Origin of the sequence: Brevundimonas sp. EYE_349 (assembly GCF_023147505.1) — a bacterium.
In the GTDB taxonomy this organism is placed as follows: domain Bacteria; phylum Pseudomonadota; class Alphaproteobacteria; order Caulobacterales; family Caulobacteraceae; genus Brevundimonas.
In genome coordinates this window covers 138,381-163,614 of record NZ_JAHXPB010000006.1, presented here as the reverse complement: position 1 = coordinate 163,614, position 25,234 = coordinate 138,381, and the positions used below count along the sequence as shown (strand labels likewise).

The 25,234-nt window shown below is 68.3% G+C and carries 27 protein-coding genes; 9 read left to right on the top strand and 18 right to left on the bottom strand.

Annotated features, from left to right (window positions below; genetic code table 11):
* Nucleotides 1–2: 2 nt before the first annotated feature.
* Together KZX42_RS12415 and KZX42_RS12410 are read right to left on the bottom strand one after the other, a co-directional pair.
* Nucleotides 3–335: a metalloregulator ArsR/SmtB family transcription factor gene (locus KZX42_RS12415; protein WP_112862363.1), complete on the bottom strand. Its 333-nt coding sequence runs from the start codon at nucleotides 333–335 to the stop codon at nucleotides 3–5.
* Nucleotides 336–413: 78 nt separating this feature from the next.
* Complete coding sequence (locus KZX42_RS12410) at nucleotides 414–785, bottom strand: hypothetical protein (RefSeq protein ID WP_248119695.1); 372 nt, start codon at nucleotides 783–785, stop codon at nucleotides 414–416.
* A 257-nt stretch (nucleotides 786–1,042) separates the two neighbouring features.
* On the opposite strand from KZX42_RS12410, the gene KZX42_RS12405 reads away from it, so the two are divergent.
* Nucleotides 1,043–2,275 (top strand): alkaline phosphatase, encoded by a 1,233-nt coding sequence (locus KZX42_RS12405; RefSeq protein WP_248119693.1) that lies wholly within the window; start codon nucleotides 1,043–1,045, stop codon nucleotides 2,273–2,275.
* Nucleotides 2,276–2,355: 80 nt separating this feature from the next.
* Nucleotides 2,356–2,646 carry an AlpA family phage regulatory protein gene (locus tag KZX42_RS12400; RefSeq protein WP_112862366.1) on the top strand — a complete coding sequence of 97 codons (291 nt, stop codon included), beginning with the start codon at nucleotides 2,356–2,358 and terminating at the stop codon, nucleotides 2,644–2,646.
* Here KZX42_RS12400 and KZX42_RS12395 read toward each other — a convergent pair.
* The 6 genes from KZX42_RS12395 to guaB form a co-directional block, all read right to left on the bottom strand.
* Entirely contained in the window at nucleotides 2,603–3,856 is a 1,254-nt protein-coding gene (locus KZX42_RS12395; protein WP_248119691.1) for a tyrosine-type recombinase/integrase, read from the bottom strand. The genes KZX42_RS12400 and KZX42_RS12395 overlap by 44 nt on opposite strands.
* 289 nt (nucleotides 3,857–4,145) lie before the next feature.
* Entirely contained in the window at nucleotides 4,146–5,708 is a 1,563-nt protein-coding gene (guaA, locus tag KZX42_RS12390; RefSeq protein WP_248119689.1) for a glutamine-hydrolyzing GMP synthase, read from the bottom strand.
* Nucleotides 5,705–6,412, bottom strand: coding sequence for a 5'-methylthioadenosine/S-adenosylhomocysteine nucleosidase (locus tag KZX42_RS12385; RefSeq protein WP_248119687.1), 708 nt, complete (start codon nucleotides 6,410–6,412; stop codon nucleotides 5,705–5,707). The genes guaA and KZX42_RS12385 overlap by 4 nt, the downstream gene beginning before the upstream one ends.
* Nucleotides 6,409–7,710 carry an RsmB/NOP family class I SAM-dependent RNA methyltransferase gene (locus KZX42_RS12380; RefSeq protein WP_248119685.1) on the bottom strand — a complete coding sequence of 434 codons (1,302 nt, stop codon included), beginning with the start codon at nucleotides 7,708–7,710 and terminating at the stop codon, nucleotides 6,409–6,411. Before KZX42_RS12380 ends, KZX42_RS12385 begins: the two co-directional genes overlap by 4 nt.
* Before the next feature lies 1 nt (nucleotide 7,711).
* Entirely contained in the window at nucleotides 7,712–8,113 is a 402-nt protein-coding gene (locus KZX42_RS12375) for an MAPEG family protein (RefSeq protein WP_248119683.1), read from the bottom strand.
* Nucleotides 8,114–8,117: 4 nt separating this feature from the next.
* Complete coding sequence (guaB, locus tag KZX42_RS12370; protein ID WP_248119681.1) at nucleotides 8,118–9,575, bottom strand: IMP dehydrogenase; 1,458 nt, start codon at nucleotides 9,573–9,575, stop codon at nucleotides 8,118–8,120.
* A 125-nt stretch (nucleotides 9,576–9,700) separates the two neighbouring features.
* Between guaB and KZX42_RS12365 the strand changes: the two genes are divergently transcribed.
* Nucleotides 9,701–10,237: a DUF2061 domain-containing protein gene (locus KZX42_RS12365; protein ID WP_248119679.1), complete on the top strand. Its 537-nt coding sequence runs from the start codon at nucleotides 9,701–9,703 to the stop codon at nucleotides 10,235–10,237.
* 4 nt (nucleotides 10,238–10,241) lie between these two features.
* Here KZX42_RS12365 and KZX42_RS12360 read toward each other — a convergent pair whose 3' ends face one another.
* Nucleotides 10,242–10,952 (bottom strand): RlmE family RNA methyltransferase, encoded by a 711-nt coding sequence (locus KZX42_RS12360; RefSeq protein ID WP_248119677.1) that lies wholly within the window; start codon nucleotides 10,950–10,952, stop codon nucleotides 10,242–10,244.
* 72 nt (nucleotides 10,953–11,024) lie between these two features.
* On the opposite strand from KZX42_RS12360, the gene KZX42_RS12355 reads away from it, so the two are divergent.
* The 3 genes from KZX42_RS12355 (at nucleotide 11,025) to KZX42_RS12345 (ending at nucleotide 13,710) form a co-directional block, all read left to right on the top strand.
* Complete coding sequence (locus KZX42_RS12355; RefSeq protein ID WP_248119675.1) at nucleotides 11,025–11,486, top strand: peptidylprolyl isomerase; 462 nt, start codon at nucleotides 11,025–11,027, stop codon at nucleotides 11,484–11,486.
* Between the two features lie 72 nt (nucleotides 11,487–11,558).
* Nucleotides 11,559–12,656 (top strand): glycosyltransferase, encoded by a 1,098-nt coding sequence (locus KZX42_RS12350; RefSeq protein ID WP_248119673.1) that lies wholly within the window; start codon nucleotides 11,559–11,561, stop codon nucleotides 12,654–12,656.
* Complete coding sequence (locus KZX42_RS12345) at nucleotides 12,649–13,710, top strand: glycosyltransferase family 1 protein (protein WP_248119671.1); 1,062 nt, start codon at nucleotides 12,649–12,651, stop codon at nucleotides 13,708–13,710. The genes KZX42_RS12350 and KZX42_RS12345 overlap by 8 nt, the downstream gene beginning before the upstream one ends.
* Here the strand turns inward: KZX42_RS12345 and KZX42_RS12340 are convergent.
* The 7 genes from KZX42_RS12340 to KZX42_RS12310 all read right to left on the bottom strand — a co-directional run bounded on the left by KZX42_RS12340 (nucleotide 13,650) and on the right by KZX42_RS12310 (nucleotide 20,922).
* Entirely contained in the window at nucleotides 13,650–14,858 is a 1,209-nt protein-coding gene (locus KZX42_RS12340) for a glycosyltransferase (protein WP_248119669.1), read from the bottom strand. The two genes, KZX42_RS12345 and KZX42_RS12340, sit on opposite strands and share 61 nt — an antisense overlap.
* Nucleotides 14,855–16,090 (bottom strand): O-antigen ligase family protein, encoded by a 1,236-nt coding sequence (locus KZX42_RS12335; protein WP_248119668.1) that lies wholly within the window; start codon nucleotides 16,088–16,090, stop codon nucleotides 14,855–14,857. The genes KZX42_RS12340 and KZX42_RS12335 overlap by 4 nt, the downstream gene beginning before the upstream one ends.
* On the bottom strand, nucleotides 16,075–16,992 hold the full coding sequence (locus KZX42_RS12330) for a glycosyltransferase (RefSeq protein WP_248119662.1): 918 nt from the start codon (nucleotides 16,990–16,992) through the stop codon (nucleotides 16,075–16,077). The genes KZX42_RS12335 and KZX42_RS12330 overlap by 16 nt, the downstream gene beginning before the upstream one ends.
* Entirely contained in the window at nucleotides 16,989–18,137 is a 1,149-nt protein-coding gene (gene glf / locus KZX42_RS12325; RefSeq protein ID WP_248119661.1) for a UDP-galactopyranose mutase, read from the bottom strand. The genes KZX42_RS12330 and glf overlap by 4 nt, the downstream gene beginning before the upstream one ends.
* Entirely contained in the window at nucleotides 18,121–19,353 is a 1,233-nt protein-coding gene (locus KZX42_RS12320) for an oligosaccharide flippase family protein (RefSeq protein ID WP_248119660.1), read from the bottom strand. Before KZX42_RS12320 ends, glf begins: the two co-directional genes overlap by 17 nt.
* Nucleotides 19,354–19,472: 119 nt before the next feature.
* The gene (locus tag KZX42_RS12315) at nucleotides 19,473–19,886 is read right to left on the bottom strand and encodes a DUF2177 family protein (protein WP_248119659.1); all 414 of its coding nucleotides are present in this window, start codon (nucleotides 19,884–19,886) and stop codon (nucleotides 19,473–19,475) included.
* A 10-nt stretch (nucleotides 19,887–19,896) separates the two neighbouring features.
* Complete coding sequence (locus tag KZX42_RS12310; RefSeq protein WP_248119658.1) at nucleotides 19,897–20,922, bottom strand: cyclopropane-fatty-acyl-phospholipid synthase family protein; 1,026 nt, start codon at nucleotides 20,920–20,922, stop codon at nucleotides 19,897–19,899.
* A gap of 337 nt (nucleotides 20,923–21,259) precedes the next feature.
* Here KZX42_RS12310 and KZX42_RS12305 point away from each other — a divergent pair, with 337 nt between their 5' ends.
* Both KZX42_RS12305 and KZX42_RS12300 read left to right on the top strand, forming a co-directional pair.
* Entirely contained in the window at nucleotides 21,260–21,985 is a 726-nt protein-coding gene (locus KZX42_RS12305) for a CoA transferase subunit A (protein WP_248119657.1), read from the top strand.
* A 2-nt stretch (nucleotides 21,986–21,987) separates the two neighbouring features.
* Nucleotides 21,988–22,638 (top strand): 3-oxoacid CoA-transferase subunit B, encoded by a 651-nt coding sequence (locus KZX42_RS12300; RefSeq protein ID WP_248119656.1) that lies wholly within the window; start codon nucleotides 21,988–21,990, stop codon nucleotides 22,636–22,638.
* Between the two features lie 14 nt (nucleotides 22,639–22,652).
* Here KZX42_RS12300 and KZX42_RS12295 read toward each other — a convergent pair whose 3' ends face one another.
* The gene (locus tag KZX42_RS12295; RefSeq protein ID WP_248119655.1) at nucleotides 22,653–23,492 is read right to left on the bottom strand and encodes a hypothetical protein; all 840 of its coding nucleotides are present in this window, start codon (nucleotides 23,490–23,492) and stop codon (nucleotides 22,653–22,655) included.
* 28 nt (nucleotides 23,493–23,520) lie between these two features.
* Between KZX42_RS12295 and trmFO the strand changes: the two genes are divergently transcribed.
* The gene (trmFO, locus tag KZX42_RS12290) at nucleotides 23,521–24,927 is read left to right on the top strand and encodes a methylenetetrahydrofolate--tRNA-(uracil(54)-C(5))-methyltransferase (FADH(2)-oxidizing) TrmFO (RefSeq protein ID WP_248119653.1); all 1,407 of its coding nucleotides are present in this window, start codon (nucleotides 23,521–23,523) and stop codon (nucleotides 24,925–24,927) included.
* Here trmFO and KZX42_RS12285 read toward each other — a convergent pair.
* Nucleotides 24,920–25,231: a hypothetical protein gene (locus KZX42_RS12285; RefSeq protein WP_248119651.1), complete on the bottom strand. Its 312-nt coding sequence runs from the start codon at nucleotides 25,229–25,231 to the stop codon at nucleotides 24,920–24,922. The two genes, trmFO and KZX42_RS12285, sit on opposite strands and share 8 nt — an antisense overlap.
* Between the last annotated feature and the right edge of the window lie 3 nt (nucleotides 25,232–25,234).

The following is a 25,234-nucleotide window of genomic DNA, read 5'->3' as shown; positions in this document are numbered from 1 at the left end:
CCTCAGTCGCAGCAGGCCAGCTCGGCCAGAAGCGGCGCGCACAGTTCCGAACGTCCCTGGCAGCAGTCCTTGAGCAGGAACATCACCAGGCCGCGCACCCGCTCCAGATCGGCGCGGTAGACGATCGACCGGCTGTGGCGCTCGAAGCTGACGAGCTTGGCGCGCGACAAGACGCCCAGATGCGACGACATGGTGTTGGCGGGCACGGCGAGCGCCTGGGCGATCTCGCCGGCGGGCAAGCCGTCAGGCTCATGGCGGACGAGCAGCCGGAACACCTCCAGCCGGGTCGATTGGGCGAGGGCGGCGAGCGCCAGGATTGCGTCTTCGGATTCCATATTTCCAAACTAATGGAATTGTGAGTCCGGACAAGCCCCTTTTTCCGGCGACCCGGTCCGGGCCGCCGGATCAGGAGGTCAGTTCCGGATACGGACGTCGAACGCGCCCGACTGGCCGGCGGCGATCACCGTGCCGCAGGTTCCGGGCGGCGAGGTGAACGGGCACTGGAACCGGGTATCGTCGAACTCCAGCGTCAGCGGCCCGGTCGTCGAGGCGCGAAACTCGCAGCGCCCGCCGATGATGCTTCGGCCGGCGATGACCTGCTGCGCGTCGCGCGGTCCCGTCATTTCGCGCTGCAGGGTGCGGCCGCCGACGCGCTGAAGGGTGCAGGTCGCCTCCCAGCCGCGCTCGCCCTCGCCCCGGAAGGCGAAGAAGCCGGCTGTCTGGTTCTGAGCGGCGGCCTGGGTCGCCAGCACGGCCATCGCAAGTCCGATCATGATCGTTCGCATGAAGATTCTCCCCCGCCTCTATGGGCGACATACCCATAATTCTGGAACGGTGGAATCATGATTAGTCACGGGATGTGACAAGTCGCGGATGGTTGCGTGACAGCGGTCCGCCACTGCCCGCGCTGCGCGGTCGGGTCGCAGCCTCGCCGTCGCCGAGCTGACACGAAACGCGGCGTATCGAGCGGGCGCGATCGACGGGGGCGGCGCCGCGAACGGCCTCTTGCGACGTCTTTTTTCAGGATCGAGGCCGACCCATCATGAGAACGCTCCGCCGTCTGACCGCCGCCGCCGTCTCCGCCTGCCTCATCCTCTCCTCGGTCCCGGCGACGGCGCAGGACGGCGCCGCGCCCGCCGCAGCGGCCCAGACCGGCGCGACGGGCCGGCCCGCGCCCGGACGGGCGCGCAACGTCATCCTCTTCCTCGCCGACGCCGGCGGCGTGCCGACGCTCTCGGCGGCCAGCCTGCTGGGCTATGGCGAGCCGCTGCGGCTGCACGTTCAGGGCTGGCCGCATCTCGGCCTGAGCGAGACCTCGCCGGTGGACGACTTCGTCTCCGATTCCGCCAACGGCATGTCCGCCATCGTCACCGGCGTGAAGACCCGCAACGGCGTGATCAGCCAGGGCCCCGACGCCGTGCGGGGCCAGACTGACGGCGCGCCGACCAAGACCCTGCTCGAATACGCGGAGGAGCGCGGCTTGCTGACCGGCGTGATCACGACGCAGGCGATTACCGACGCCACCCCGGCCGCCAACTACGCCCATGCGAACGATCGCGCGAAATGGGGCGAGATCTTCCCCCAGGCCTTTACGCCCCGGTTCGGGGACGGCGTGGACGTGCTGTTCGGCGCCGGCCGCGAGGAGATCGCCGAGCAGCTCGCGGCGCGCGGCTCGGGCTTCGACGCGCTCAGCGCGGCCCACGGCCGTCCGATCTACGCGACGCTCGCCGATGCGCCGGCCGACAATCTCCGACCGGTCGTCGTCGCCGACGCGATGGACGTTCGCGCGGCGACGCTTCGGGCGCTCGAGATCCTGGAACGGTCGGACACGGGCTACTTCCTCGTGGTGGAATGGGACGCGCACACGGACGATCCGCGCCAAGGCCTGCAGAACGTCGTGGATTTCGACAGGCTGATCGCCGAAGTGCAGAGCCGCGTTGATCTCGACGACACCCTGCTGCTGTTCACGGCGGACCATTCCTTCGGTCTGCAGGTCGACGGCGGCCGCCGCGGCGAGCCGCTTCTGGAGGGCTATGACGCCTGGAAGACCTCGGGGCGCGAAGAGGGCCTCGTTCGGCTGGAGAACGTCCTGGTCAACGACAGCCACACCGCCGAAGAGGTGCCCGTGCTGGCGATCGGCGTCGGAGCCGAGCGCGTCCGCGGCTATTTCCCGAACACCTACCTCTTCAAGGTGATGATGGACGCCTGGAGTTGGAGCGCTGATCCGACCGCGGTCGACCAGACCGCCACCCGCAGCGATGGGCCTCGCCCGTAGACGAGCGGGCGTAAGCTTGCGGCCTTCACCTCTCGCGGCCTTTCGCGTTCGAATCCTCCCGAACAGAACGGGATTTCGACATGGCCCAGGCCGACCCGCCGCTCAGGCGCACGATCAAGAAGACGCAGTTGCGCCAGATGGTGCCGCTGGCCGACAGCACCATCTGGGAGATGGAGCAGCGTGGCCAGTTTCCGAGGCGGTTCCTGCTAACGCCGAGATGCGTCGTCTGGGACCTAGCCGAGATCGAGGCCTGGCTGGCGCTTCGCCGCGCTAAGCCGATCCGCCGGGCGCCGCCGCCGGACGTGCGCAAACGGATCACCCGCCCCGTCAGAGCCGGGGATCGAAGCGAGGACCGGCCGTCTCCGGGATGACGAGCACGGGCGTGAACGCCCGTCCGGCCTCCCAGGCGTCCACGGCGTTCGACCACTCCTGCGCCATGTGACGGCGCTGGGCCTCGAACTCGGCCTTGTTGTAGACCCCGCGCGATGACCGCTCCTCGTGCGCGAGTCCCTTCTCGATCCAGTCCGAATTGAACCCCATCTCGTGCAGAAGGGTCGAGGCGGTCCGACGCAGGTCGTGGACCGTGAACGGCTCCAGAGGCAGGCCGCGCTCCCCTGCCCGTTCGGCGATGGCGCTGGTCACGCGATTGAAGGTGGCCCGCGACATCGGCGCGTCCGCGTCGTAGCGGGACGGCAGGATGTATCTCGAGTTCCCCGCACAGGTCTTCAGCGCGATGAGGATGTCGAGCATCTGGGTCGAGAGGTAGACGTTGTGCGGCCGGGACCGCTTCATCCGCTCCTTCGGGATCGACCAGACCGCGTTGGCGAAATCGACCTCGTCCCAAACTCCGTCCTGAAGCTCGCTCTTGCGGACCATGCTGAGCAGGATGAACTTCAGTCCCAACCGGATCGTCGGCAGGGTCGCCACCTCGCCGAGCAGTCCGAGCATGATCCGGATTTCGGTCGGCGACAGCGCCCGGTCCCGGGGCCGGAAGGTCGCGATGGAGGCGGGACCGACCCCGTCGGCGGGGTTGTCGATCTTCTCCCCGTGCAGGATGGCGAAGGCGTAGATCTGTTTGACGATGTCGCGGACATGGATCGCCGTCGCCGGCGCGCCGCGTTCGACGATCGTCTGGCAATGCGCCCGCAGGTCGCCGGGCGTGATCTCGTTCAGCAGCCTGTTGTCCCACTGGGGCAGAACTTCGCGATTGAAGATGGACCGCCGCATGTTGCGGGTGCTGTCCGCCATGGGCGCGTGATCCATCCAGCGGCGGGCGACATGGCCGAAGCTCCGGGCCTCCTTCAGGCGCCGCTTGGCGCGCTGCTTTTCCAGGGCGGGCGAGACGCCTTCAGCGATCAGACGCTTGGCATCGATCACCTTCTCGCGCGCTTTGGCGAGGGACAGGCCCGCCGGGCCGTAGGACCCCAGCGTCACCGATTCACGCCGGCCGTTGAAGCGGTAGTCGTACTTGAAGGCGATCCCGCCGGCGGGAGACACCAGAATGTAGAGACCGTCCCTGTCGGTCATTTTGTAGGATTTTGATTTCCCACGGATATTTCGCAATGCGGCGTCCGTAAGCATGCCGTTTGACTCCAAAAGACCGTCACCTGCTTTCGGGGTCTTTCGGAGACATTTTCCTCAACCAAGTCAGTTGCTTGGTTCGAAAAAAGACCGTCAGGCCGCCTTCAGCCCCCTGACGGTATGGAGCGGATTCCCGCCAGGCAATGGCGGCGGGGACCGTCGGAGGGACCGACACAGCGGTTCGCAGCCCCTCGAAAGGTATCGAGAGACTGCGACAGCATTTTTCTTGTAAGTCAGTATTTTAGCGAGGAAATCGAAAGCGTTCTGGAAAGTTTCAGAAGGCCCCGAATTATTCCCACTCGATCGTCCCCGGCGGCTTGGACGTCACATCGTACACGACGCGGTTCACGCCGCGGACTTCGTTGATGATGCGGGTGGCGGTCTTGGCCAGGACGTCCCAGGGGAATTGGTAGAAGTCGGCGGTCATGCCGTCGGTGGAGGTGACGGCGCGCAGGGCCAGGACTTTTTCGTAGGTGCGGGCGTCGCCCATGACGCCGACGGTCTTGACCGGCAGAAGCACCGCGAACGCCTGCCAGATGTCGTCGTACAGGCCGGCCTTGCGGATTTCGTCCAGATAGATGGCGTCGGCGTCCTGAAGCGTCGCCACGGCGTCCGGCGTGATCTCGCCGGGGATTCGGATGGCCAGGCCCGGTCCGGGGAACGGGTGGCGCCCGACAAAGGCGTCGGTCAGGCCCAGTTCGCGGCCAAGGGCGCGAACCTCGTCCTTGAAAAGTTCGCGCAAGGGCTCGACCAGTTTCAGCTTCATATAGTCGGGCAGGCCGCCGACATTGTGGTGGCTTTTGATCACATGGGCCTTGCCGCTGGACGAAGAGACGCTCTCGATCACGTCCGGATAGAGGGTGCCCTGGGCCAGGAATTCGGCGCCTTCGATCTTGGCGGACTCGCGGTCGAACACCTCGATGAACAAGCGGCCGATGGCCTTGCGCTTGGTCTCCGGGTCGGAAATCCCGGCCAGCTCGCCCAGGAATTCCGTCGATGCATCAACATGCACCAGCGGGATGTTGTAGTGTTCGCGGAACAGGGTGGTGACCTGGGTGGCCTCGTCCTTGCGTAGCAGGCCGGTGTCCACGAACACGCAGGTCAGCTGGTCGCCGATGGCCTCGTGGATCAGAACGGCGGCGACCGAGGAGTCCACGCCCCCCGACAGGCCGCAGATCACCTTGGCGTCGCCGACCTGTTCGCGAATCTGGGCGATCTTTTCGTCGCGATAGGCGGCCATGGTCCAGTCGCCCTTCAGACCCGCGATGCCGTGCGTGAAATTCTTCAGCATCTGATGGCCGCGCGGGGTGTGCATCACCTCGGGGTGGAACTGCACGCCATAGAAGCGGCGGGCCTCGTCGGCGATCACCGCATAGGGCGAACCGTCCGAGGAGGCGACGACGTCGAAACCTTCGGGGATCGCGACGATCTTGTCGCCGTGGCTCATCCAGACCTCTTCGTTCTCGCCGACGGGGGCCAGGTCCGCCAGCAGGGGCGAGGCCTTTTCGACCGTGATCTCGGCGCGGCCGAACTCGCGGGTGTGGCCGCCCTCGACCTTGCCGCCCAGTTGCTCGCACATGGTCATCTCGCCGTAGCAGATGCCCAGCACCGGCACGCCGGCCTCGAACACGCCTTGCGGCGCGCGGGGGCTGCCTTCCTCGTGGACGCTTTCGGGGCCGCCCGACAGGATGACCGCGGCTGGGTTCATGGCGGCCAGGGCGGCCTCGGCCTTCTGGAACGGATGGATTTCGCAATAGACGCTGGCCTCGCGCAGGCGGCGCGCGATCAGTTGCGTCACCTGGCTGCCGAAATCGACGATGAGGACCTTTTGGTGGTCTTGCGGCGTGGTCATGGCGTGATCGAATCCGGGGCGGGAAGTTGCGCGGGGTCTTGGCCGGGTAAGGCCGAAAGTTCAAGGGCGGCGAGGCCGTCGGTCTCGAGCACCGCGATCAGGCGATCCAGCGCGACGGCCAGGTTCCGATCGACGTGATGCAGGGTGGAGGTCCAGTCCTCCAGCGCCTTCAGCTCGGCGCGGCCATCCGATACGCCGCGAAGGGCGATCAGCGGCACGCCGAACGTCTGGGCGGCTCGGACCAGGGCCCAGGTCTCCATGTCCACCATTTCGGCGTCGATGGCGTCATAGGCGGCGCCGGACACGACATCGCCGCCGGTCGACAGGCGCGCGACCGGCACGCCGGGGATGGGGCACGGCAGGGGCAGGACCGCAGGCTGATCCAGCAGCGGCGTCACGCCCTTGGGGAAGCCCAGCGGGCTGGCGTCCATGTCGCGATAGGCGACGGACGAGGTCTGATAGACGACGGCGTGCTCCAGCACCCGTGATCCGCATGACCCCAGCGATACGATCAGGTCCGGCAGGTCGCCCGCCGCCTCCAGCCGCGCCAGAGCCGTACTCAGCACCACCGCCGCCTCGACGGGGCCGACGCCGGTCATCAGGGGCTGGATGCGGGCGCGCAGGTCTTCGCCGTACTCGGCCGGGGCCGCCATGACGCACAGGACCGAGACGTCGCCGTATCGCTCCTGGCGTCCCGTCCTCACGCCGTGCGCTCGTAAACGGCGGCGAAGAAGCCGTCGGTGTCGGCGGACAGGGGCGACAGCCTCAGACGCGCGCCGGACGTCAGTTCGGCGAACTTCGCGCGCGCTGCGTCGGTCAGTTGACCTGCCGACAGAAGCTCAGGCGCGGCGACCGGACTGAACTCGCTGTTGGCGGCCTCGAACGCATCCACGCTGGCCTCGTTCTCACGCGCCAGCATCGAGCAGGTGACATAGATCAGACGGCCGCCCGGCTTCACCAGCTTGGCCGCCTGCCCCAGGATGCGGACCTGCAGGCCGTGCAGTTTTTCGACCTCTTCCGCCGTCAGACGCCAGGCGTCCTCGGGGCGACGACGCCAGGTGCCGGAGCCCGAACAGGGCGCATCGACGAACACCAGATCCGCCTGACCGTTCAGGGCCTCCAGACCGCCGCCGTTCTGACCGATCAGGACCAGATCCGCCTCGACACCCGCGCGTTGCAGACGCGGACGGATGTTCTCCAGACGCTTGTTCACGACATCGGAGGCGACCAGTTTCCCCTGCCCGCCCATGGCCTGGGCCAGACCCAGGGTCTTGCCGCCGCCGCCCGCGCAGTAATCCACAACCGTCGTGCCGGGTTCGGCGCCCGCCAGCCAGCAGACGACCTGGCTGCCTTCATCCTGGATCTCGAACTTGCCGGCCTTGAACCCTTCCAGCGCCTGAATGTTGGGGGGCGGCTCGGACGGCACGCGCAGGCCCCATTCGGACCACGGCGTGCGCGACACGTCCAGACCGGCTTCGCGCAACTCTGTCTCGACCTCTTGCACCGTGGCGACCGCCCCGTTGACGCGCAGATCGATGGGCGCGCGCGGCGCCATCAGGGCGTGGGCTTCCTCGGCCCAGCGTTCGCCGAAGACAGCCTTGAAATCCTCGACCACGAACTCGGGCAGACCGGCTGCGACCCAGCCGGGCAGTTCGCCCTGCCCGGCCGTGATGCGGCTGCGCTCCTGTTTCGACAGCGGACGCGGGCCATAGCCGTCGCCCGAATGCAGCGCCTCGATCTCTTCCAGAGGCAGGCCGTCGATGGCGTGCAGCGAGCCGATCACCAGGGCGCGCCCATCCTCGCGCCCGCCCATGATCCACGACAGGCGACCGCGCGCGCGCAGCACCTTGTAGACGCGGTCGGCGACGGCGCGACGATCCTTGGACCCGGCGTAGCGATTGGCGCCGCCCCAGGCTTTCAGGACGGCCTCGGCCGGTTGGCGACCCTGGGCGATGGAGTCCAGTATGGAGGCGGCGGCGGCGAGACGGGCGGCTGGGGTCAAGTCAGGCTTTCAGGAAAAACAGGGACGCCAGCACCATGACCAGTCCCGCAAGCGAGACCAGCCAGACCAGCGACCGAACATAGGGAACGCCAAAGGCGTAGAGCGGCACATAGACGACGCGCGCCCAGAAATAGAGCGCCGTCCCCCACAGGGTCAGGGGGCTTTCCGCACCGATAACATGGGCGATCAACACGGCGCCGATGAACAGCGGCAGGGTCTCGAACAGATTGGCCTGCGCGCGTTCCAGACGGCCGGTCAGCGGGCGCGTCGCCGCCGGCGTCGTGTCGCGAGCGCCTGCATTCCATTTCGAACCGAACTCGACCGTCCGCGCCCCCGCCGGCAGGAAGACCTGCACCAGCGCCAGGATCAGCGTCAGGGCCAGATAGGTCAGTTCGGTCGTCATGGCCTCAACCCTGTCTGTAGTTCGGCGCCTCGCGCGTGATCATCACGTCGTGGACATGGCTTTCCCGCAGGCCCGCGCCGGTGATGCGCACGAAGCGCGCGCGCTCCTGGAAGTCGGTGATCGTGCCCGCGCCGACATAGCCCATGGAGGCGCGAAGCCCGCCGACCAGCTGGTGCAGCACCGGCGCGATCGGCCCCTTGTAGGCGGTCTGGCCCTCGATGCCCTCGGGCACCAGCTTCTCGGACGAGACTTCCTTCTGGAAATAGCGGTCGGCCGAGCCGCGCGCCATCGCCCCGACCGAACCCATACCGCGGTACGACTTGTAGGACCGGCCCTGGTACAGGAAGACCTCGCCGGGGCTTTCGTCCGTGCCGGCGAACATCGAACCCATCATGGCCACATTGGCGCCGGCCGCGATGGCCTTGGCCAGATCGCCCGAATATTTGATGCCGCCGTCGGCGATGACCGAAGCGCCCGTGCCCCGGGCGGCGCGCGCCGCATCCATCACCGCCGTCAGTTGCGGCACGCCCACACCCGCCACGATGCGGGTGGTGCAGATGCTGCCTGGACCGATCCCCACCTTCACCGCATCGGCGCCGGCGTCGATCAGGGCGCGCGTCGCGTCATAGGTGGCCACGTTTCCGGCGATGACCTGCAGACGGTTCGACTCGCGCTTGATCCGCTCCACCACCTGGGCGACCGAGGCGGAATGGCCGTGGGCGGTGTCGATCACCACGACGTCCACGCCCGCCTCCGCCAGCGCCATGGCCCGCTCGTAACCGGCGTCGCCGACGGTCGAGGCGGCGCCGACCAGCAGGCGGCCCTGCTCGTCCTTGGCGGCGGTCGGGAAGGCCTGGGCCTTCTCGATGTCCTTCATGGTGATCAGGCCGACGGCGCGGTAATCCTCGTCCACCACGATGACCCGCTCGATCTTGCGGGTCCGCAGCAGTTCGCGCGCCTCTTCACGGCTGGCGCCCTCGCGCACCGTGATCAGGTCGCCCGTGGTCATCAGCGAGGCGGCCGTGACGTTCAGATCGCTCTCGAACCGCATGTCCCGGTGGGTCAGCATCCCGACCAGTTTTCCGGTCGCCGGATCGACGACGGGGAAGCCGGTGATCTTCTTGGCCTCGACGATCTGGCGCACCTCGCCCAGCGTCGTCCGGGGGCCGACCGTCACCGGATTGACCACCATTCCGCTCTCATAGCGTTTGACGGCGCGTACCTGATCGGCCTGCTCCTCGATGGTCATGTTGCGGTGCAGCACGCCCAGGCCGCCGGACTGGGCCATGGCGATGGCCAGTCGGCTTTCCGTCACCGTGTCCATGGCGGACGACAGCAGGGGGATGTTCAGTCTGATGTCGCGCGTCAGCTGGGTCGAGACATCGACCATCGCCGGCATGAACTCGGACGGGCCGGGTTCCAGCAAAACATCGTCGAAGGTCAGTCCTTCGCGTATCTCCATAGGGGAGTCTCCGTTTTGCGGGCCGCGTATAACGGGATGCGGGGGGGCGGGGCAAGGCCCGCGCTTATGACCGGGATAGATTTTATTGCTTTGCAACCGTAACGACGGCTCACCATTCTGATCGCATGGTCGGCGTGATCCTCAGCACAGCGCGAAAACTGGCGATGAAGATCGCCAGCTATGGGCTGATGCATCTGGTGGTGGCCATTCTGACCGCCTTCGTCATCACGCGCGACTGGCGCATCGCCCTGGCGGTCGGGGTTGTCGAGCCGATCTTCCAGACCCTGGCCTATTCCATCCACGACCGCGTCTGGCACCGCATCGAACGGCGTCGCCTAGCCTCGGGACTGGAAGAGGCGACCGAGGCCGTCGCCGCGCGTCTGGACGTCATGTCGCCGGACGAACAGGCGCGGGTCCACGATCACGCGGGCCACAGCCACGCCCTGCCCCGGTCGTTGCGGCAGATCGCGATGAAGACGCTGACCTACGGCGTCATGCATTTCACCGTGGCCGTGACCGTCGCCTTCGCCCTGACCCACGACATCCGCACGGCCCTGGCCATTGGCATGATCGAACCGCTGGTGCAGACGGGCTTCTTCACCTTGCACGATCGTATCTGGTCCCGGATCGAGGCCCGACGCGCCCAGGTGGCGGCCGCCTGAGGCCTCAGCGCTTATTCAGCGCCACCAGGAAGACCTCGGCGCTGTCCTTGCGGCTGGATGCGGGCTTGACGTACTTCACCGTCTCGAATTCCTCGCGCAGCCGCGCCAGAACCCCGCCGGCGTCTCCGCCCTGGAAGTTCTTGGACACGAAGTTTCCCCCCGGCCTCAGGGTGCGGATAGCGAAATCGGCGGCGATCTCGATCAGGGCGATGATCTTCAAATGGTCCGTCTGACGGTGACCCACGGTGTTGTGCGCCATGTCCGACAGCACCAGGTCCGGCCGCCCCCCGATGGCGTCGATCAATTGCTGATCCACGCCCGGATGGGTGAAGTCCGCCTGCAACAGGGTCGCGCCGGGGATCGGCTCGATCATCAGCAGATCCACGCCCGCTACCGCCCCGGCCCCGCGATCCAGCGCCACCTGGACCCACCCGCCGGGCGCGGCGCCCAGGTCGATGACCTTCGACCCCCGCTTGATCAGCCGGAAACGATCGTCGATCTCGATCAGCTTGAAGGCCGCGCGCGACCGCCAGCCCTCGGCGCGCGCCTTCTCGGACCATTTGTCCGACAGCTGGCGCTTGATCCACTGCTGGCTGGACATCGACTTGGTGTCGGCCGTCTTCATCTTCGTGCCCATGCCGCGCCCGGCTGCGGTCCCGCCCGTGGGGGGACGCACCATCCGTCGGCGCTCTTGGGGCTGTTCGTCGTCGCTCATCGTTCCCACATAGCCCCGACCGGCGTTGCGGGCTATGTCCCGCCTCAAATCAACCCCAAGAGGACGACCGAAATGGCCGACACCCTGACCTTCACCCTGGACACCGGCGACGGCGAAGCCCGCGACGTGGTCATCAAGCTGCGCCCCGACCTGGCCCCCGGCCACGTCGCCCGCATCACTGAACTGGCTTCGGAAGGCTTCTACGACGGCGTGGTCTTCCACCGCGTGATTCCGGGCTTCATGGCCCAGGGCGGCGACCCCACCGGCACCGGCACCTCGGGCTCCACCAAGCCGAACCTCAAGCAGGAGTTCTCGGCCGAGCCGCACGTGCGCGGCGTCTGCTCGATGGCCCGCACCTCGGACCCCAACAGCGCCAACTCGCAGTTCTTCATCGTCTTCGACGACGCCACCTTCCTGGATCGCCAGTACACCGTCTGGGGCCAGGTCGAATCGGGCATGGAACACGTCGACGCCCTGCCCAAGGGCGAGCCGCCGCGCGCCCCCGGCAAGATCATCAAGGCGACGGTCAACTAGGAATACAATCTTGACGTTTTCCGACGATGGCCTTCAGTTGCGAAACTGACCCATCGTCGGGGGACGGCTGGCGTGCGTATTCTTCAGGTCATCGAGCCGTCCAGCGGCGGCTCGGGACGCCATGTCATCGATCTGAGCGCCGCCCTGATCGACGCCGGCCATTCGGTCGCCCTGGCCTATTCGCCCCTGCGCGCGGAACCGCGTTTTGAGGCTGAGGTCGCGGACGTGCCTTTCACCGCCGTCGATCGACTGATCATGCGCCGCGCGGTCGGTCCTTGGGACGTTTCCGCCCTCAAGGCGCTGAACCGACTGATCGCCCGACGGGGGCCGTTCGAAATCCTGCACGGCCACAGCGCCAAGGCCGGGGCGGTTGTCCGTTTGGCCCAGGCGCCCGGCGCCGCCAGGATCTACACCCCCCATGCCCTGCCGATGATGGGCGCCGCCGGCTTGTCCAGGGTCGTGGCCGGCGCCGCGGAATGCGCCCTGGCCCACGCATCGACCGACGCCGTCGTCGCCGTCTCGACCGAGGAAGCGGCCGTGGCCCGCAAATGGGGCCTTCCGAACGACCGCCTGCACGTCGTGCCAAATGGTCTTGCCGCCCCTCCCCGGCCCGACCGCGCCGCCGCCCGCGGAACCATGGGCGCGCTGGATGACGCCCAGATCGTCGGCTTCGTCGGCCGCCTGTGTCGCCAGAAGGACCCAGTGCGCTTCGCCAGGGCCGTGCGGCTGGCCAAGCGGTGCAATCCCCGCCTGCTGGGCGTCATGATCGGGCAGGGCGATCTGGCGGCCGCCGTGGCGAGCGCGGGCGGCGCGGCCGTGCGCCTGCTGGGCGCGGCGGACGCGAACGGACTGATGGCCGGATTCGACCTGTTCGCCCTGACCAGCCGATACGAGGCCGACGCCTACGCCCTGATCGAGGCCGCCGCCCTGGGCCTGCCCATCGTCGCGACCGAGGTCGGCGGAACCAGCCGGCTGATGGCGGCCGGCGCGCGGATCGACCGCCTGCCCGTGGATGCGCCCGCCGAAGATCTGGCCCAGGCGATGCTGGCCGCCCTGGCTCGCCCGCCCAGGCTATGCGCGGCGGCGACCCTGCCCTCGGCCGCGCAGATGGCGGCGCAGACGGCGGACATCTATCGCCGAGCCTTCCAGCGGCGCCGACTGGGTGGCTGAACCCATCCTGATAAACGGGCGGTTCCTGACCCAGCCCCTCAGCGGCGTGCAGCGCTACGCTCGCGAGATCGTCCGCGCCCTGGACCGCCTGCCGCACGCCGGCCTTCGCTATCGGCTGATGGTCCCCAGCGGCGCCGATCCCCTGCCCCTGGACCGGATTCAGACATTCCGCCTGTCCGGCCCCGGCGGCCATCTGTGGGAGCAGGTCCGCCTGGCGGATGCGACGCACAGCCATCGCCTGCTGTCCCTGTGCGGCGCCGGGCCGGTTGGACATTCGCGCCAGCTGGTGGTGATCCACGACGCCGCAGTCTTTCGTCGCCCCGACCTGTTCAGACCCCGCTACGCCCTGGCGCATCGGATTCTGGATCGACGGCTGGCCAAACGAGCGCGACTGGCCACGGTCTCGCGGTTCTCCCAGGGCGAACTGGCGGCCGTGCTGAACCTGGCGCCCGACGCCATAGCCGTGGCGCCGAACAGCGCCGATCATCTGCGGAACATCCCGCCCGACACGCACATCCTGCGGGCGCTGGACCTGCTCGAACGCCGCTACTTCGTCGCCGTCGGCAATCTGACGCCCAACAAGAACCTCGCCGTCGCGGCCCGCGCCCTGATCCGTCTTCCCGATCCAGACCTGCGGCTGGTGTTCGTCGGGGCCCGCCTGACCGGCGTGGTCAGCGCCGCCCCGACGCCCGACGACCCGCGCGTAATTCTGGCCGGTCGCCGCACGGACCCGGAGGTCGCCGCCCTGCTGCGCGGCGCGGCGGGGCTGATCTTCCCCAGCCTGTACGAAGGTTTCGGCATCCCGCCGCTGGAGGCCATGGTTCAGGGCTGCCCCGTGATCGCCTCCGACATCCCGGCGACGAGAGAGGTCTGCGCCGACGCCGCTCTCTATTTCGACCCGACCGACGACGCCGCCCTGGCCGATCGGATGGGGACGCTGTTGAAAGGCCCGAACCCCGCGCGTATCGAAACGGGCCTACGCCGCGCCGACCTCTACAGCTGGTCCCGTTCGGCGGCCATCCTCGCCGCCCTTCTGGACAGCACCTGGTCATAGAGCTCCAGATGGGCCTGAACCACCGCCGCCTGGGTCCAGCGCGGCGGTCGCGACGCGGCGAACCGCCAGCGTTCGGGCTCAGACATCGCCCCCTGCATCGCTCGCGCCAGGGCCGCGACATCGCCGGCTTCGATCAGCGCCAGCGCGCCGGCGCCGTCCGTCGCCTCGGGCAGGCCGCCGATACGCGAAGCGATCACGCCCCGCCCCTGCTGCACCGCCTCCGCCGCCGCCCTCCCGAACGGTTCGGCCCACAGCGCGGGCGCGACCAGCACATCCGCCATCGGCCAGAAATCGACGGCTTCGACCTGCCCCAGCCAGACGATGCGCGGATCGGGAAACCCGGTCCGAAGCCGCGCCACATAGGCCGGATCGCCGCGCCCCGCGATCCTCAGCCGCCAGTCTCCCTTCAACTGCGTCGTCGCGCGCAGCAGGGTTTCGATCCCCTTTTCCGGCTCGACCCGCCCCAGAAAGCCAAAGGTCAATCTCGGCTCCTGCGACCAGGCCGGCCGCCGGCTGGGCGTCGTCAGGGCCGCCGCATTGCCGATGACCGAGCCGGCGCTAGGCCGAAAATAGCCGGCGCTCCGATGCGCCTCCAGAACCGGGCCGCTCAGCCCGATCACATGATCGACCCCTTGCGACCGCGCCCGCTTGCCGGCCGTCAGGACGACGCACGACGCGCACCGCCGCGTGCAGCGCCGCCCCCGTCGAAACAGCGACGCCCGCGCGCACATCATCGACCAGTCCCGCAGCGTCTGGACCAGCGGCAGGCCCCGCCGCGCCGCCGCCCGGTGAACGGACTGCGAAAACCCGGTCGTCAGATGCAGATGGATCAGATCGGGCCGAACCTGCGCCACCACCTGGTCCACCCCGTCGTCCATCAGCGGATTGGCCGCCTCCAGCCCATGCCACAGCGCCCGTTTCGCCGCCGCGCGGGGCTCGCCGTCATAGGGCCAATACAGGTTCTTCAGCCGCCGCCGATGAACGGCGACGCCCCCGATGGTCTGCTTCGCGACATCGCTGGGCGACAGCGTCAGCACCGACGTCTCGACGCCCGCGGCCGCCAGACCCTGGGCCAGTTGCGCCACGCTGCGTTCGGCCCCGCCGACGTCCTCTGGCGGATACAGGGTGTTGACGATCAACACCCTCATGGCGGCGTCGCCCCTCGCCAGGCCAGGGCCGCGACCAGGCAACACAGAAAGACGAACCCCGCCCCCTGCGTCAGGTCCTCGGCGAACATCGCCGTCAGCAGATAGGCGGACAGCGGGGTGAAGACGTCCATCCGCGCCGCCGAAACCAGATGCAGCGCGAAAAGCACGACCGCCGCCGCCATCCCTACGGTCCGCGCCATGAACAGATAACCGTTATGACTGACCGACAGCGCGCGATCGGCGCCCATTTCCCGGGCCGTCGTCCAGCCCGCACCCCAGGGTCCTACCGCCACCTGATCCAGCGTGCGCCGCCAGGTCTCGACCCGGCCCGCCAGATTGTCCGCCAGCGCCGACCGGTCGAACCGCTCGGCGAAGCGCATGTCGTCCAGATCGGCGCCGCCTTGCAGCGTCAGCACGCCCGCGGCGACGACGCACAGCGCCAGCACCGCGCCCAGGACGTTGAACCGCTCGCGCCATCGCCAGCCCACCGCGATCCGGGCCAGCCAGGCGACGCCCGCCGCCGCCAGACCGGCCCGCGACAGCGTGCCCACGAACCCCGCCAAGGCCAGACCGACCCCCACCCAAGTCGCAACGCCCCGCGTCCACCGCCCCCGCGCCAGGGCGATCCCCGCCGGAACCGCCAGACCGATCATGGCCATGGCGGCGTTCGGATGTTCGGCCAGGGTGGTGATCCGCACCTGGGCCGCGACGGTCGTGACCATGGCGCGCGGCGAGGCCAGCCCGACAGCCTGCAACGCCTCGCGCCCGATCAGCAGCGACAGCCCCGACGTCGCCACATGAACCGCCGCGCCCGCCAGGACCGCCGCGAAGAACAACGGCCTGCACGTCGCATCCCGCACCAGCAGCCCTGCCACCGGCGGCGCGACCAGACTGGCGGCGATCCAGCGAAACCAGAAGGCGGCGTCCCCCGCATCGAACCCCGCCCCGATCGCCGACTGTTGAACCAGCAGCGTGACCGTCAGAACGAAGGCGGCGATCCACCCTATCGCGCGCAGCGGCCGCGTCATCCGCCTGAACTCCACCACGGCCATCGGCAACGCCGTCAAGAGCGCCAGATCGCCCAGGCGCGGGCCGCTGAGTGGTCCTGGCGTCAGAAACAAGGGCGCCGTCGTTCCCAGGCCCAGCAGGACCAGACACGTCCGCCCATAGGCCGCCCTGACCTGCGACCACCGCAGACCGCGCGCCCGCCCGGCCGCTACAACCCCGTGCAAAACTCGACCTCGGGATCGAAGCGCGCGCCGTCCAGGACTCCGGCGACCAGAACTCCAGCCTTCCGCCATCGCCCCCTCACCGCCAGGCCGCCCGCCATCCTCAGCCGCGACGCCGCATAGCGCAGCGCCGATCCCGCTCCTTCGTGCCTTCGTTTGGCCAGGATGACGTTGCGGGTCAGATAGCGGTGCAGCCGCTCGCGCTCGGCGTCAGGCTCGGTCTCGATGCTCAATCGCCCCGGTGCGGCGCGGACGTGGACCACCCGGCTGGCGGCCACCAGATGGCCTGGCCCGTCGCGCGACAGCCGCAGCGTATATTCCGTATCGTCGCCCCAGATGAACATCGGCGCCAGCGGCAGGCCGTTCCGCAGGACCGCCGCCCGCCCCACCATCAGGGACACGAAGGTCGCCTGCCGCACTGGCATCAACCCCCGATCCAGACGCTCGCCCCAGTCCGGATAGCCCAGGGCGTTCTCCCGCCGGTCGATCTCGGGCGTGTTGGTCAGATGCCCCTCAGGCGAGCGGACGCTGGAACACAGGAAGGCCGGCGACGCGCCGTCGCCGGCCAGCGACGCTTCCGCCGCCAGCAGGGCCTCCAGTGCGTCGGGCGCGGCCATCACGTCGTCGTCCATCAGCCACAGCCGCTCGGCGCCCCCCTGCATGGCGGCGCGCACCCCGGCGTTGAATCCGCCCGCCCCGCCGGTGTTGGTCGCCATCCGCACCACCGTCGCCCGTCCTGCCCAGGCGTCGGCCAGCATCTCGGCGGTGCCGTCGTCGCTGGCGTTGTCCACCACGATCAGGCCGTCGCACGGCCGCGTCTGGGCCGCCAGATGCGCCAGACACTGTTCCAACAGGGCGCGACGGTTCCATGTCACCACCACGGCGAAGACAGCCGGCGACCTCATGCCGCCATCCCCGCCACGGCCGGCGCCAGCGTCTTGTCGACCAGGCTCAGGGCCCGCCCCACCGCCTGGTCCATGTTGTAGTAGCGGAAGTCGGCCAGCCGTCCCGCGAACCACACCTTGCCCGCCAGCGTCCGCGCCATCGCCCGATAGTCGTCCGCCAGCCGCCCCGACGCCTCGCACAGGACCGGATAATGGGGTTCGGTCACGCCGGGCGCATGGGCCGTCGGATATTCGGTGACAAGGGCGGTCGTCGGGCCCGCCTCGTCCGTCAGATGGCGGAAATCGGTGACGCGGGTGAAGTCGGGCGCCTGCGGATGGTTGACCGTCCCGACCGGCAGGCCCTCGCGAACATCCACCGCCCTATGCGCGAACCGAACGCTGCGATAGGGCAAGGCGCCCGCCGACCGCCCGAAATAGTCGTCCAGCGGCCCGCAATAGACCATCCGGTCCCACGTCGCCGGCTCGACCCCCGCCATCGCCGTGTTCAGCGACACATGAATGTTCGGGTGATCCAGCAGCCGTTCGAACAGGGCCGAATAGCCGTCGCGCGGCATTACTTGATATCGGTCGGTGAAATAGCGGTCGTCCTCTCCCACCACCACCGGCACCCGGGCCAGGATCGAGGCGTCCAGCGCCCCGACCGGCACGCCCCACTGCCTGGCCGAATACGGGGCGAAGACCCTGTCGAACACATAGTCGGCGATGCGCCGCAGATCGGGATCATCGGCCGCCGCCCTCAGGTCGTGGATGGTCGGCCGGGCGTCGCGGCCGAACGCCTGCACCAGCCGCTCGGACAATCGCGCCGCCGTCGCCTCCGGGAACAGCAGCCGCAGGGAGGTCAGATTGAAAGGCAGCGGAACCAGCCGCCCGTCGATCCATCCCCGCACCCGATGCTCATAGGGTCGCCAGGCCGTGAAGCGGCTCAGATAGTTGAAAATCCGCGCGCTGTTGGTGTGAAAGACGTGCGGGCCATAGGGGTGGATCAGCCGCCCGCCTTCGTCGCGGCGATCATGGGCGTTGCCCCCGACATGATCGCGCCGGTCGATCAGCAGCACACGCTGATCCAGGCCGCGCGCCAGTCGCTCGGCCACGACGGCCCCGGTGAAGCCCGCCCCCACGACCAGCCAGTCATACCGACGCGACATGACGGCTCCGTGCGGGAAACAGCGCGGCCCAATGGCCTTTCAGGCACCCGACGCAGATCAGGACGACCACCGCCTCGCCCATGATCCTGGCCCAGGCCATGCCGGTCGCGCCGAACGCCGGAGCCAGAGACCACGCCGCCGCCAGGGTCGCCGCGCAACCCGCCGCCGTCATCGCCGCGAACCGGCCGTCCATCCTGAGCGAGGTCATCAGATGCAGGCCCATCACCTGGCTGACCGCCACCAGCGGCAGGGTCGCGGCCAGCAGCCGCAGGCTCGCCTCCGCCTCCACGAAGGCCGCGCCGAACAGGCCGCGCACCAGGATCGGGGCCCCCGCGATCAGGCCGATGCAGACAGCTGTCGACGCCGCAAAGGCGCTGGCCAGCGTCCAGCGGGCGGTGCGAAAGGCCGCGCCCGGATCATGGGTCAGCAGGCCGGCGATCCGAGGCGCGATCAGCCCCGCCAGCGGCCGCATCAGCGACCCGGCGGCCGAAACCAGCCGATCCGCGACCCCATACAGCGCCGCCTGCGCCGGGCCGGCCAGGGCGGCGACCGCGAACACCCCCGCTCCCGTGTAGGCCGCGATCACCGCGCGACTGAGGAACAGCGGTCCGCCGTCTTGCAACGCCCGGCCCACGGACGCCCGTGACGGCCACGCGATACGCTCGCGTCGCCAGACCCGCGCGGCGCCGACCGCCGCCCCGCTCCAGACGCCAGCCGCCTGTATCGCCAGCGCCCCCGCCACGCCCAGGCCCGGCGACGCCAGGATCGACAGGGCGGCCGCCAGCATGAAGCCGACCTCCAGCATCGCCATCGGCGCCGGATCCCGGACTCCCTGAAAATACCACAGCAGGCCGGCACCCTGCCCGACGCCCAGCAGGATGGCGATGGCCGTCGCCCCCGCCGCCCCGCTCAGCGCCGGGGTCAGGCTCGCCAGACACAGACCCGCACCGATCGCGGGCAGGATCAGCACCGCCCGCAAAACCACCGCCTCACCGATGATCCGGCCCCGGTCCGCACAGCCCGCCGCGATGTCGCGCGGGCCGGACACCGACAGACCGTAATCGACGATCACCGATACGATCAGCGCCAGCGACAGACCTGCCGCATAGACGCCGAACCCCTCGACCCCCAGCCTTCGCGTCAGGACCGGATAGATCAGCAGCGGCGCGGCGTACCGCGCGATGTGGGCGACATACAGCCAACCGGCGTCGGCCACGCTCCGCGCAGACAGCCCTCGCCGTCGGTTTCGCCCCACCTGTCGCCCCCGACACTCAACCCCGGCGCGACGTTACACACGCACCGCGTAGCCCCGCAAGTGCGACCCCGGCCTTGGGTTCAGCCGAACCGGCCCTCGGCCCAGCGCGCGGCGAAATAGCCGCCGGTCGCGGATGTCGCGGTCAGCACCGTGCCCCACATCAGGTCGATCACCGTCAGCCTCGTCTGCCACGCCGCCAGCGTCGCCTGGTTCGTGAGATCATAGGTCGCATAGGCCACGAACCCCAGCACCGCCCCGTTCAACGCCGCCCGCGTCCAGTTGCCGTCCTTCAGCGCGGGCGCGACGGCCAGATAGACCGTCCCGGCGATGGAGATCAGATAGAACAGCACCGCCGCCTTCATGTCTGGCCTGTCGGCCATGATCGGCCCCAGCACGGGCCGATACAGCCGGTCGGTCATGGTGGTCAGCCAGACGAAGTCGATGGCGGCGAAGGTCAGGCCGGCCCCCAGATAGGCCGCGACATATTTGATCATGCTCGTGTCCTCAAACAGGTTTCAGTCGGTAATGGCTGACCGCCCACGTCCGCCCTTCGTCGTTGCCGAACAGGCCGGCCGTCGCCAGGTAGAACCGCCGCCAGCGACGGGTCCACAGCCTGGCGTCGTCGCCATAGGTCTGGCGCATCAACACCGCGACCCGCTTGGCGTTCCGATCCATGTTGGCCAGCCAGTCGTTGGCCGTCCGGGCGTAATGGCCGCCGTTCCATGTCCATTCCTGCTCCACCGCGAACAGGTCGGGGAATTGCCGGATCAGGCCGTGGCTGGGCATGACGCCGCCGGTGAAGAAGTGCTGGGCGATAAAGTCGTCGCTGTCGGTATGGTCGAACCGATAGGGGGCTTCGCGGTGGGTGAAGACGTGAATGAACATCCGCCCGTCCGCCTTCAGCCAGCCGCGCGCCTTGGTCAGCAGGGCGCGCCAATTGGCCATATGTTCGAACATCTCCACCGAGACGATGCGGTCGAACCGCTGGTCGGTCTCGAAGGCGTTCATGTCGCGGGTGATGACCGTCAGATTGGTCAGGCCCCGTTCCGCCGCCTGGGCCTCGATATGGCCGCGCTGGCCGTGGCTGTTCGACACCGCCGTGATCCTGGCGTTGGGATAGGTCTCGGCCATCCACAGCGACAGCGATCCCCAGCCGCAGCCCATCTCCAGGATCGTCTGACCGTCCATCAGATCGGCATGGGCGCAGGTCTCGGCCAGCGCCGCCGCCTCAGCCTGATCCAGGGTTTCCGCGCCGGTCGGATACAGGCAGCAGGAATATTTCAGCCGTTCCCCCAGGCACAGCTGAAAGAACTCGGGCGGCAGTTCGTAATGCTGCTGGTTCGCCGCTTCCGTATGCTCGGCGATGGCGCGCTGAGCCATGTCTCGGGCGAACGCCGCCTCGTCATGCGGACTGTCGCGATCCAGCCGCTTCCTGGCCTCCGTCACCAGGCTGTCGATCGCCGGACGGGTGATGAAGTCGGGAAAGGGCGCATCCTGAAGCTGGCGAATGGCGACATTGGTCAAGTTCATCGGGCGTCCTTGGCGATCAGGCGAAACTTGCAGGTCTCGGGGAATACGCCGCCTCGCCTCCGCCGGATGCATCCACCCTTGAACACGGCGCCCCCGATGCCGACATCAGGTCCGAAGCGGCGCGATTTCGGACCAAGTGCACACTTTGCACCCTGTTTTTTTGACGCCGATGCGGGGTGAATTCTGGACGAAGTGCACCAATTGCACCCTGTTTTTCACAAGGGGTGGGTCTGAAAATCGCGACACTCGATCCACGGCGCGACTTGCCCCCCGCCCGCCCCCGCGTTAGGCGTGGTCAACAGCCGATATTCACCAGGCGATGAAAAAAGGGAGAGCGATGGGAAAGATCTACGCTGACGTCACGTCCGCGCTTGAGGGGCTGACCTTCGACGGCATGACGGTCATGTCCGGCGGCTTCGGCCTGTGCGGCATCCCCGAGAACCTGATCGCCGCCCTGCGCGACAGCGGCGTGAAGGGCCTGACGGTCATCTCGAACAACGCAGGCGTGGACGGCTTCGGCCTGGGGCAGTTGCTGGGCACCCGCCAGATTGCGAAAATGATCTCGTCCTACGTCGGCGAGAACAAGGAGTTCGAGCGCCAGTATCTGGCCGGTGAGTTGGAGCTGGAGTTCAACCCTCAGGGCACCCTGGCCGAGCGCATCCGCGCAGGCGGCGCAGGCATCCCGGCCTTCTTCACCGCTACTGGCGTCGGCACTCTGGTCGCCGAAGGCAAGGAAGTGCGCGAGTTCGACGGCCGCAAATACGTCATGGAGACCGGCCTGGTCGCTGACCTGTCGATCATAAAGGCCTGGAAGGCCGACGAGCGCGGAAATCTGGTGTTCCGCAAGACCGCCCGCAACTTCAACCCGATGATGGCCACGGCTGGAAAGGTCACGGTCGTCGAGGTGGAGGAGATCGTTCCCGTCGGCTCGCTCGACCCCGACCACATCCACACGCCCGGCGTCTATGTCGACCGTCTGATCCAGACCGTGTCCGAAAAGCGCATCGAACAGCGCACAGTCCGTCAACGTGCCGCCGGCGCCGCCGCCGGATCGGAGGTCTGATCATGCCCCGCACCCGCGAACAACTCGCCGAACGCGCCGCCCGGGAACTGCAGGACGGCTTCTACGTGAACCTGGGCATCGGCATCCCGACCCTGGTGGCCAACTACATCCCCGAGGGCATGACCGTCACCCTGCAGTCCGAGAACGGCATGCTGGGCATGGGCCCCTTCCCCTATGAGGGCGAGGAAGACCCCGACCTGATCAACGCCGGGAAACAGACGATCACCGAGATCCCGGAGTCGTCCTACTTCAGCAGCGCCGACAGCTTCGCCATGATCCGCGGCGGCCACATCAACCTGTCGATCCTGGGCGCGATGGAGGTGGCCCAGAACGGCGACATCGCCAACTGGATGATCCCCGGCAAGCTGGTGAAGGGCATGGGCGGCGCCATGGACCTGGTCGCGGGCGTCAAGCGCGTGGTCGTGGTCATGGAGCACGCCAACAAGCACGGCCAGTCCAAGGTGCTGAAAGCCTGCACCCTGCCCCTGACCGGCGCCGGCGTCGTCAGCCGCATCATCACGGACCTGGCCACCTTCGACGTCAAGCCGAACGGCGCAGGTCTGGAGTTGGTCGAACTGGCCGAAGGCGTCACCCTGGACGAGGTCGCCGCCAAGACCGAGGCGGCCTATTCGGTCGCGGCCGGCCTCGCCTGATCGGACCAGCCGCCTCAGGCTGGGTCCTGGGGCGGCGTCCAGCCATCCAGCCTGCGATAGGCGGCGCCGACGAAGGCCATCGTCAGCGGCGCCTGGATTGCGGTCAGCACCACGACGAACACGACCCAGCCCGCCACGCCGGACAACAGGCCTGCGCCCCACAGCAGCACCAGGCCCATCTCGGGCGCGCCAGTCACGATCAGACCAGCCAGCAAAGACAGGAATGCCCCGCGCGCGATGGTCATGCTGTTCAGGGACACCATGTGGCCGCGCCCGACCGTCGCCGGCGCGAACAGCGACAGCCGCGCGCTGAAGGCCACAACTGCGAACAGGGCGAAGGCCGTGACGACCGCCAGCAGGGTCAGCTTCCAAGCCGGCCCGACCGCGCCCCACCGGCGCATCTCGATGGCCTGAGCGTTCAACTCGGCCATGCCGAACACCGCCAGCAGGACCAGGGCGACGACCGACAGGATCATGGCCATGAACACCGCGCACAGCAGGCCCGCGCCCAGCAGTCGCATCTCCGGCCGCCCGAACTGCAACCCCGCTGGCCCCAGACCCAGCCCGCGCGCCTGCATCAGGTCATCGGCGATCGAAATCCGCGCCAATGCGCCGACCAGCGCCAGCGTCCCGGCCAGAGCGAACGGCGCCCAGACCAGCCCCGCCATGCCCGCCGCGAGCGGCTGGACGCCCCAGACCACGGCCGCCAGCAGGATCGCGCCCCAGGCGCCCCGCCAAAGCCGAGGCAGGGCCGATCCCGCCGCCGACAGCGTCTCGCCCAGTCGCAGAATCCGACGTCCGTCCAACACCCGCCCCCGATTGCCGGCGGCGGATATAGCAGGGGACCATGACACCGCGCCAGCCAGTGGCTAGAAGGCCGCGATGACCGCTTCCTCCCCCTCCCCCTCGCTCATTCACGTCATCGGCGGCGGCCTGGCCGGCTCCGAGGCCGCCTGGCAGATCGCCCAGGCCGGCGTGCCCGTCATCCTGCACGAGATGCGCGGCGTCCCCGGCGTCAAGACCGACGCTCACCACACCGATGGCCTGGCGGAGTTGGTCTGCTCCAACTCCTTCCGATCCGACGACTGGGAGTACAACGCCGTGGGTCTGCTGCATGCCGAGATGCGGGCGCTGGATTCGATCATCATGGCCTGCGGCGACGCCCATCAGGTGCCGGCCGGCGGCGCCCTGGCCGTGGACCGCGAGGGCTTTTCCGCCGCCGTGACCTCCAGGCTGGAGGCCCATCCTCTCGTCACCATCGTCCGAGAGGAGATCGCGGGCCTGCCGCCGACGGACTGGGACAATGTCATCGTCGCGACCGGCCCCCTGACCTCGCCCGCCTTGGCCGAGGCCATCCTGAAGGCGACCGGCGAGGAGTCCTTGAGCTTCTTCGACGCCATCGCCCCCATCGTCCACGCCGACAGTATCGACTTCGACATCGCCTGGCGTCAGTCGCGTTATGACAAGGAAGGCCCCGGAGGGGACGCCGCCGCCTACGTCAACTGCCCGATGGACAAGGCCCAGTACGACGCCTTCATCGACGCCCTGCTGGACGGGCCCAAGGCGGAGTTCAAGGACTGGGAAAACGTCCCCTATTTCGACGGCTGCCTGCCCATCGAGGTCATGGCTGAGCGCGGGCGCGAGACCCTGCGCCACGGCCCGATGAAGCCTGTCGGCCTGACCAATCCGCGCGACCCGACGGTCAAGCCGCACGCCATCGTCCAGCTGCGTCAGGACAATGCCCTGGGCACCCTGTTCAACCTGGTCGGCTTCCAGACCAAGCTGAAACATGGGGCGCAGGCCGAGACCTTCCGCATGATCCCGGGGCTTCAGAACGCCCAGTTCGCGCGTCTGGGCGGCCTGCACCGCAACACCTATCTGAACAGCCCCCAACTGCTGGACAAGCAGCTGCGCCTGAAAGCCATGCCGCGCCTGCGCTTCGCCGGTCAGGTGACGGGGGTGGAGGGTTATGTCGAAAGCGCCTCCATGGGCCTGCTGACCGGCCGCCTCGCCGCCGCGCAGGCGCTGGGTCGCGACCTGTCCGCCCCGCCGCCCGAAACCGCCATCGGCGCCCTGGTCGAACACATCACCGGCGGCCATCTGGAAGGCGCAAAGTTCCAGCCGATGAACATCAACTATGGCCTGCTGCCGCCGCTGGAGGCGCCCAAGGTCGACGAGGACGGCAAGCGCATCCATCCCAAGGAACGCGGCCGCGCCAAGAAGCGGCTGATGAGCATTCGCGCGATGGAAAGCCTGAAAGCCTGGCGCGACGCAGCGGTCTCTAGTTAATGATTGAGACTAAGCCTGAAATGATCACCAACAGCAACGGCGCAATGGCGATCATTATGGCGACGCGATAACGTCGTAAAATAAAAGTCACCCACCCTGCCAGCGGACAGACCAGTAGTAGAACGTAGAAGATCACGAAAACGAGTGACGAACCGAACCTTTCGCCTTTTTCGAGATCGTCCAACGCGAAAAGCACGGCAAGCGACGCGACATATGTTCCAAACAGCCCGAACAAGGTCGCGACCGCGAGAATGACAAGCGCTGGATTTCGCCAGTAATCCCGAGAATAGGGCGCCATCGCCAAATG

Excerpts from the sequence above, each read along its gene's own strand:
- KZX42_RS12415 (WP_112862363.1), bottom strand. The coding sequence starts at position 335 with ATGGAATCCGAAGACGCAATCCTGGCGCTCGCCGCCCTCGCCCAATCG.
- KZX42_RS12410 (WP_248119695.1), bottom strand. The coding sequence starts at position 785 with ATGCGAACGATCATGATCGGACTTGCGATGGCCGTGCTGGCGACCCAG.
- KZX42_RS12405 (WP_248119693.1), top strand. The coding sequence starts at position 1,043 with ATGAGAACGCTCCGCCGTCTGACCGCCGCCGCCGTCTCCGCCTGCCTC.
- KZX42_RS12400 (WP_112862366.1), top strand. The coding sequence starts at position 2,356 with ATGGCCCAGGCCGACCCGCCGCTCAGGCGCACGATCAAGAAGACGCAG.
- KZX42_RS12395 (WP_248119691.1), bottom strand. The coding sequence starts at position 3,856 with ATGCTTACGGACGCCGCATTGCGAAATATCCGTGGGAAATCAAAATCC.
- guaA (WP_248119689.1), bottom strand. The coding sequence starts at position 5,708 with ATGACCACGCCGCAAGACCACCAAAAGGTCCTCATCGTCGATTTCGGC.
- KZX42_RS12375 (WP_248119683.1), bottom strand. The coding sequence starts at position 8,113 with ATGACGACCGAACTGACCTATCTGGCCCTGACGCTGATCCTGGCGCTG.
- guaB (WP_248119681.1), bottom strand. The coding sequence starts at position 9,575 with ATGGAGATACGCGAAGGACTGACCTTCGACGATGTTTTGCTGGAACCC.
- KZX42_RS12365 (WP_248119679.1), top strand. The coding sequence starts at position 9,701 with ATGGTCGGCGTGATCCTCAGCACAGCGCGAAAACTGGCGATGAAGATC.
- KZX42_RS12360 (WP_248119677.1), bottom strand. The coding sequence starts at position 10,952 with ATGAGCGACGACGAACAGCCCCAAGAGCGCCGACGGATGGTGCGTCCC.
- KZX42_RS12355 (WP_248119675.1), top strand. The coding sequence starts at position 11,025 with ATGGCCGACACCCTGACCTTCACCCTGGACACCGGCGACGGCGAAGCC.
- KZX42_RS12340 (WP_248119669.1), bottom strand. The coding sequence starts at position 14,858 with ATGAGGGTGTTGATCGTCAACACCCTGTATCCGCCAGAGGACGTCGGC.
- KZX42_RS12330 (WP_248119662.1), bottom strand. The coding sequence starts at position 16,992 with ATGAGGTCGCCGGCTGTCTTCGCCGTGGTGGTGACATGGAACCGTCGC.
- glf (WP_248119661.1), bottom strand. The coding sequence starts at position 18,137 with ATGTCGCGTCGGTATGACTGGCTGGTCGTGGGGGCGGGCTTCACCGGG.
- KZX42_RS12315 (WP_248119659.1), bottom strand. The coding sequence starts at position 19,886 with ATGATCAAATATGTCGCGGCCTATCTGGGGGCCGGCCTGACCTTCGCC.
- KZX42_RS12310 (WP_248119658.1), bottom strand. The coding sequence starts at position 20,922 with ATGAACTTGACCAATGTCGCCATTCGCCAGCTTCAGGATGCGCCCTTT.
- KZX42_RS12305 (WP_248119657.1), top strand. The coding sequence starts at position 21,260 with ATGGGAAAGATCTACGCTGACGTCACGTCCGCGCTTGAGGGGCTGACC.
- KZX42_RS12300 (WP_248119656.1), top strand. The coding sequence starts at position 21,988 with ATGCCCCGCACCCGCGAACAACTCGCCGAACGCGCCGCCCGGGAACTG.
- trmFO (WP_248119653.1), top strand. The coding sequence starts at position 23,521 with ATGACCGCTTCCTCCCCCTCCCCCTCGCTCATTCACGTCATCGGCGGC.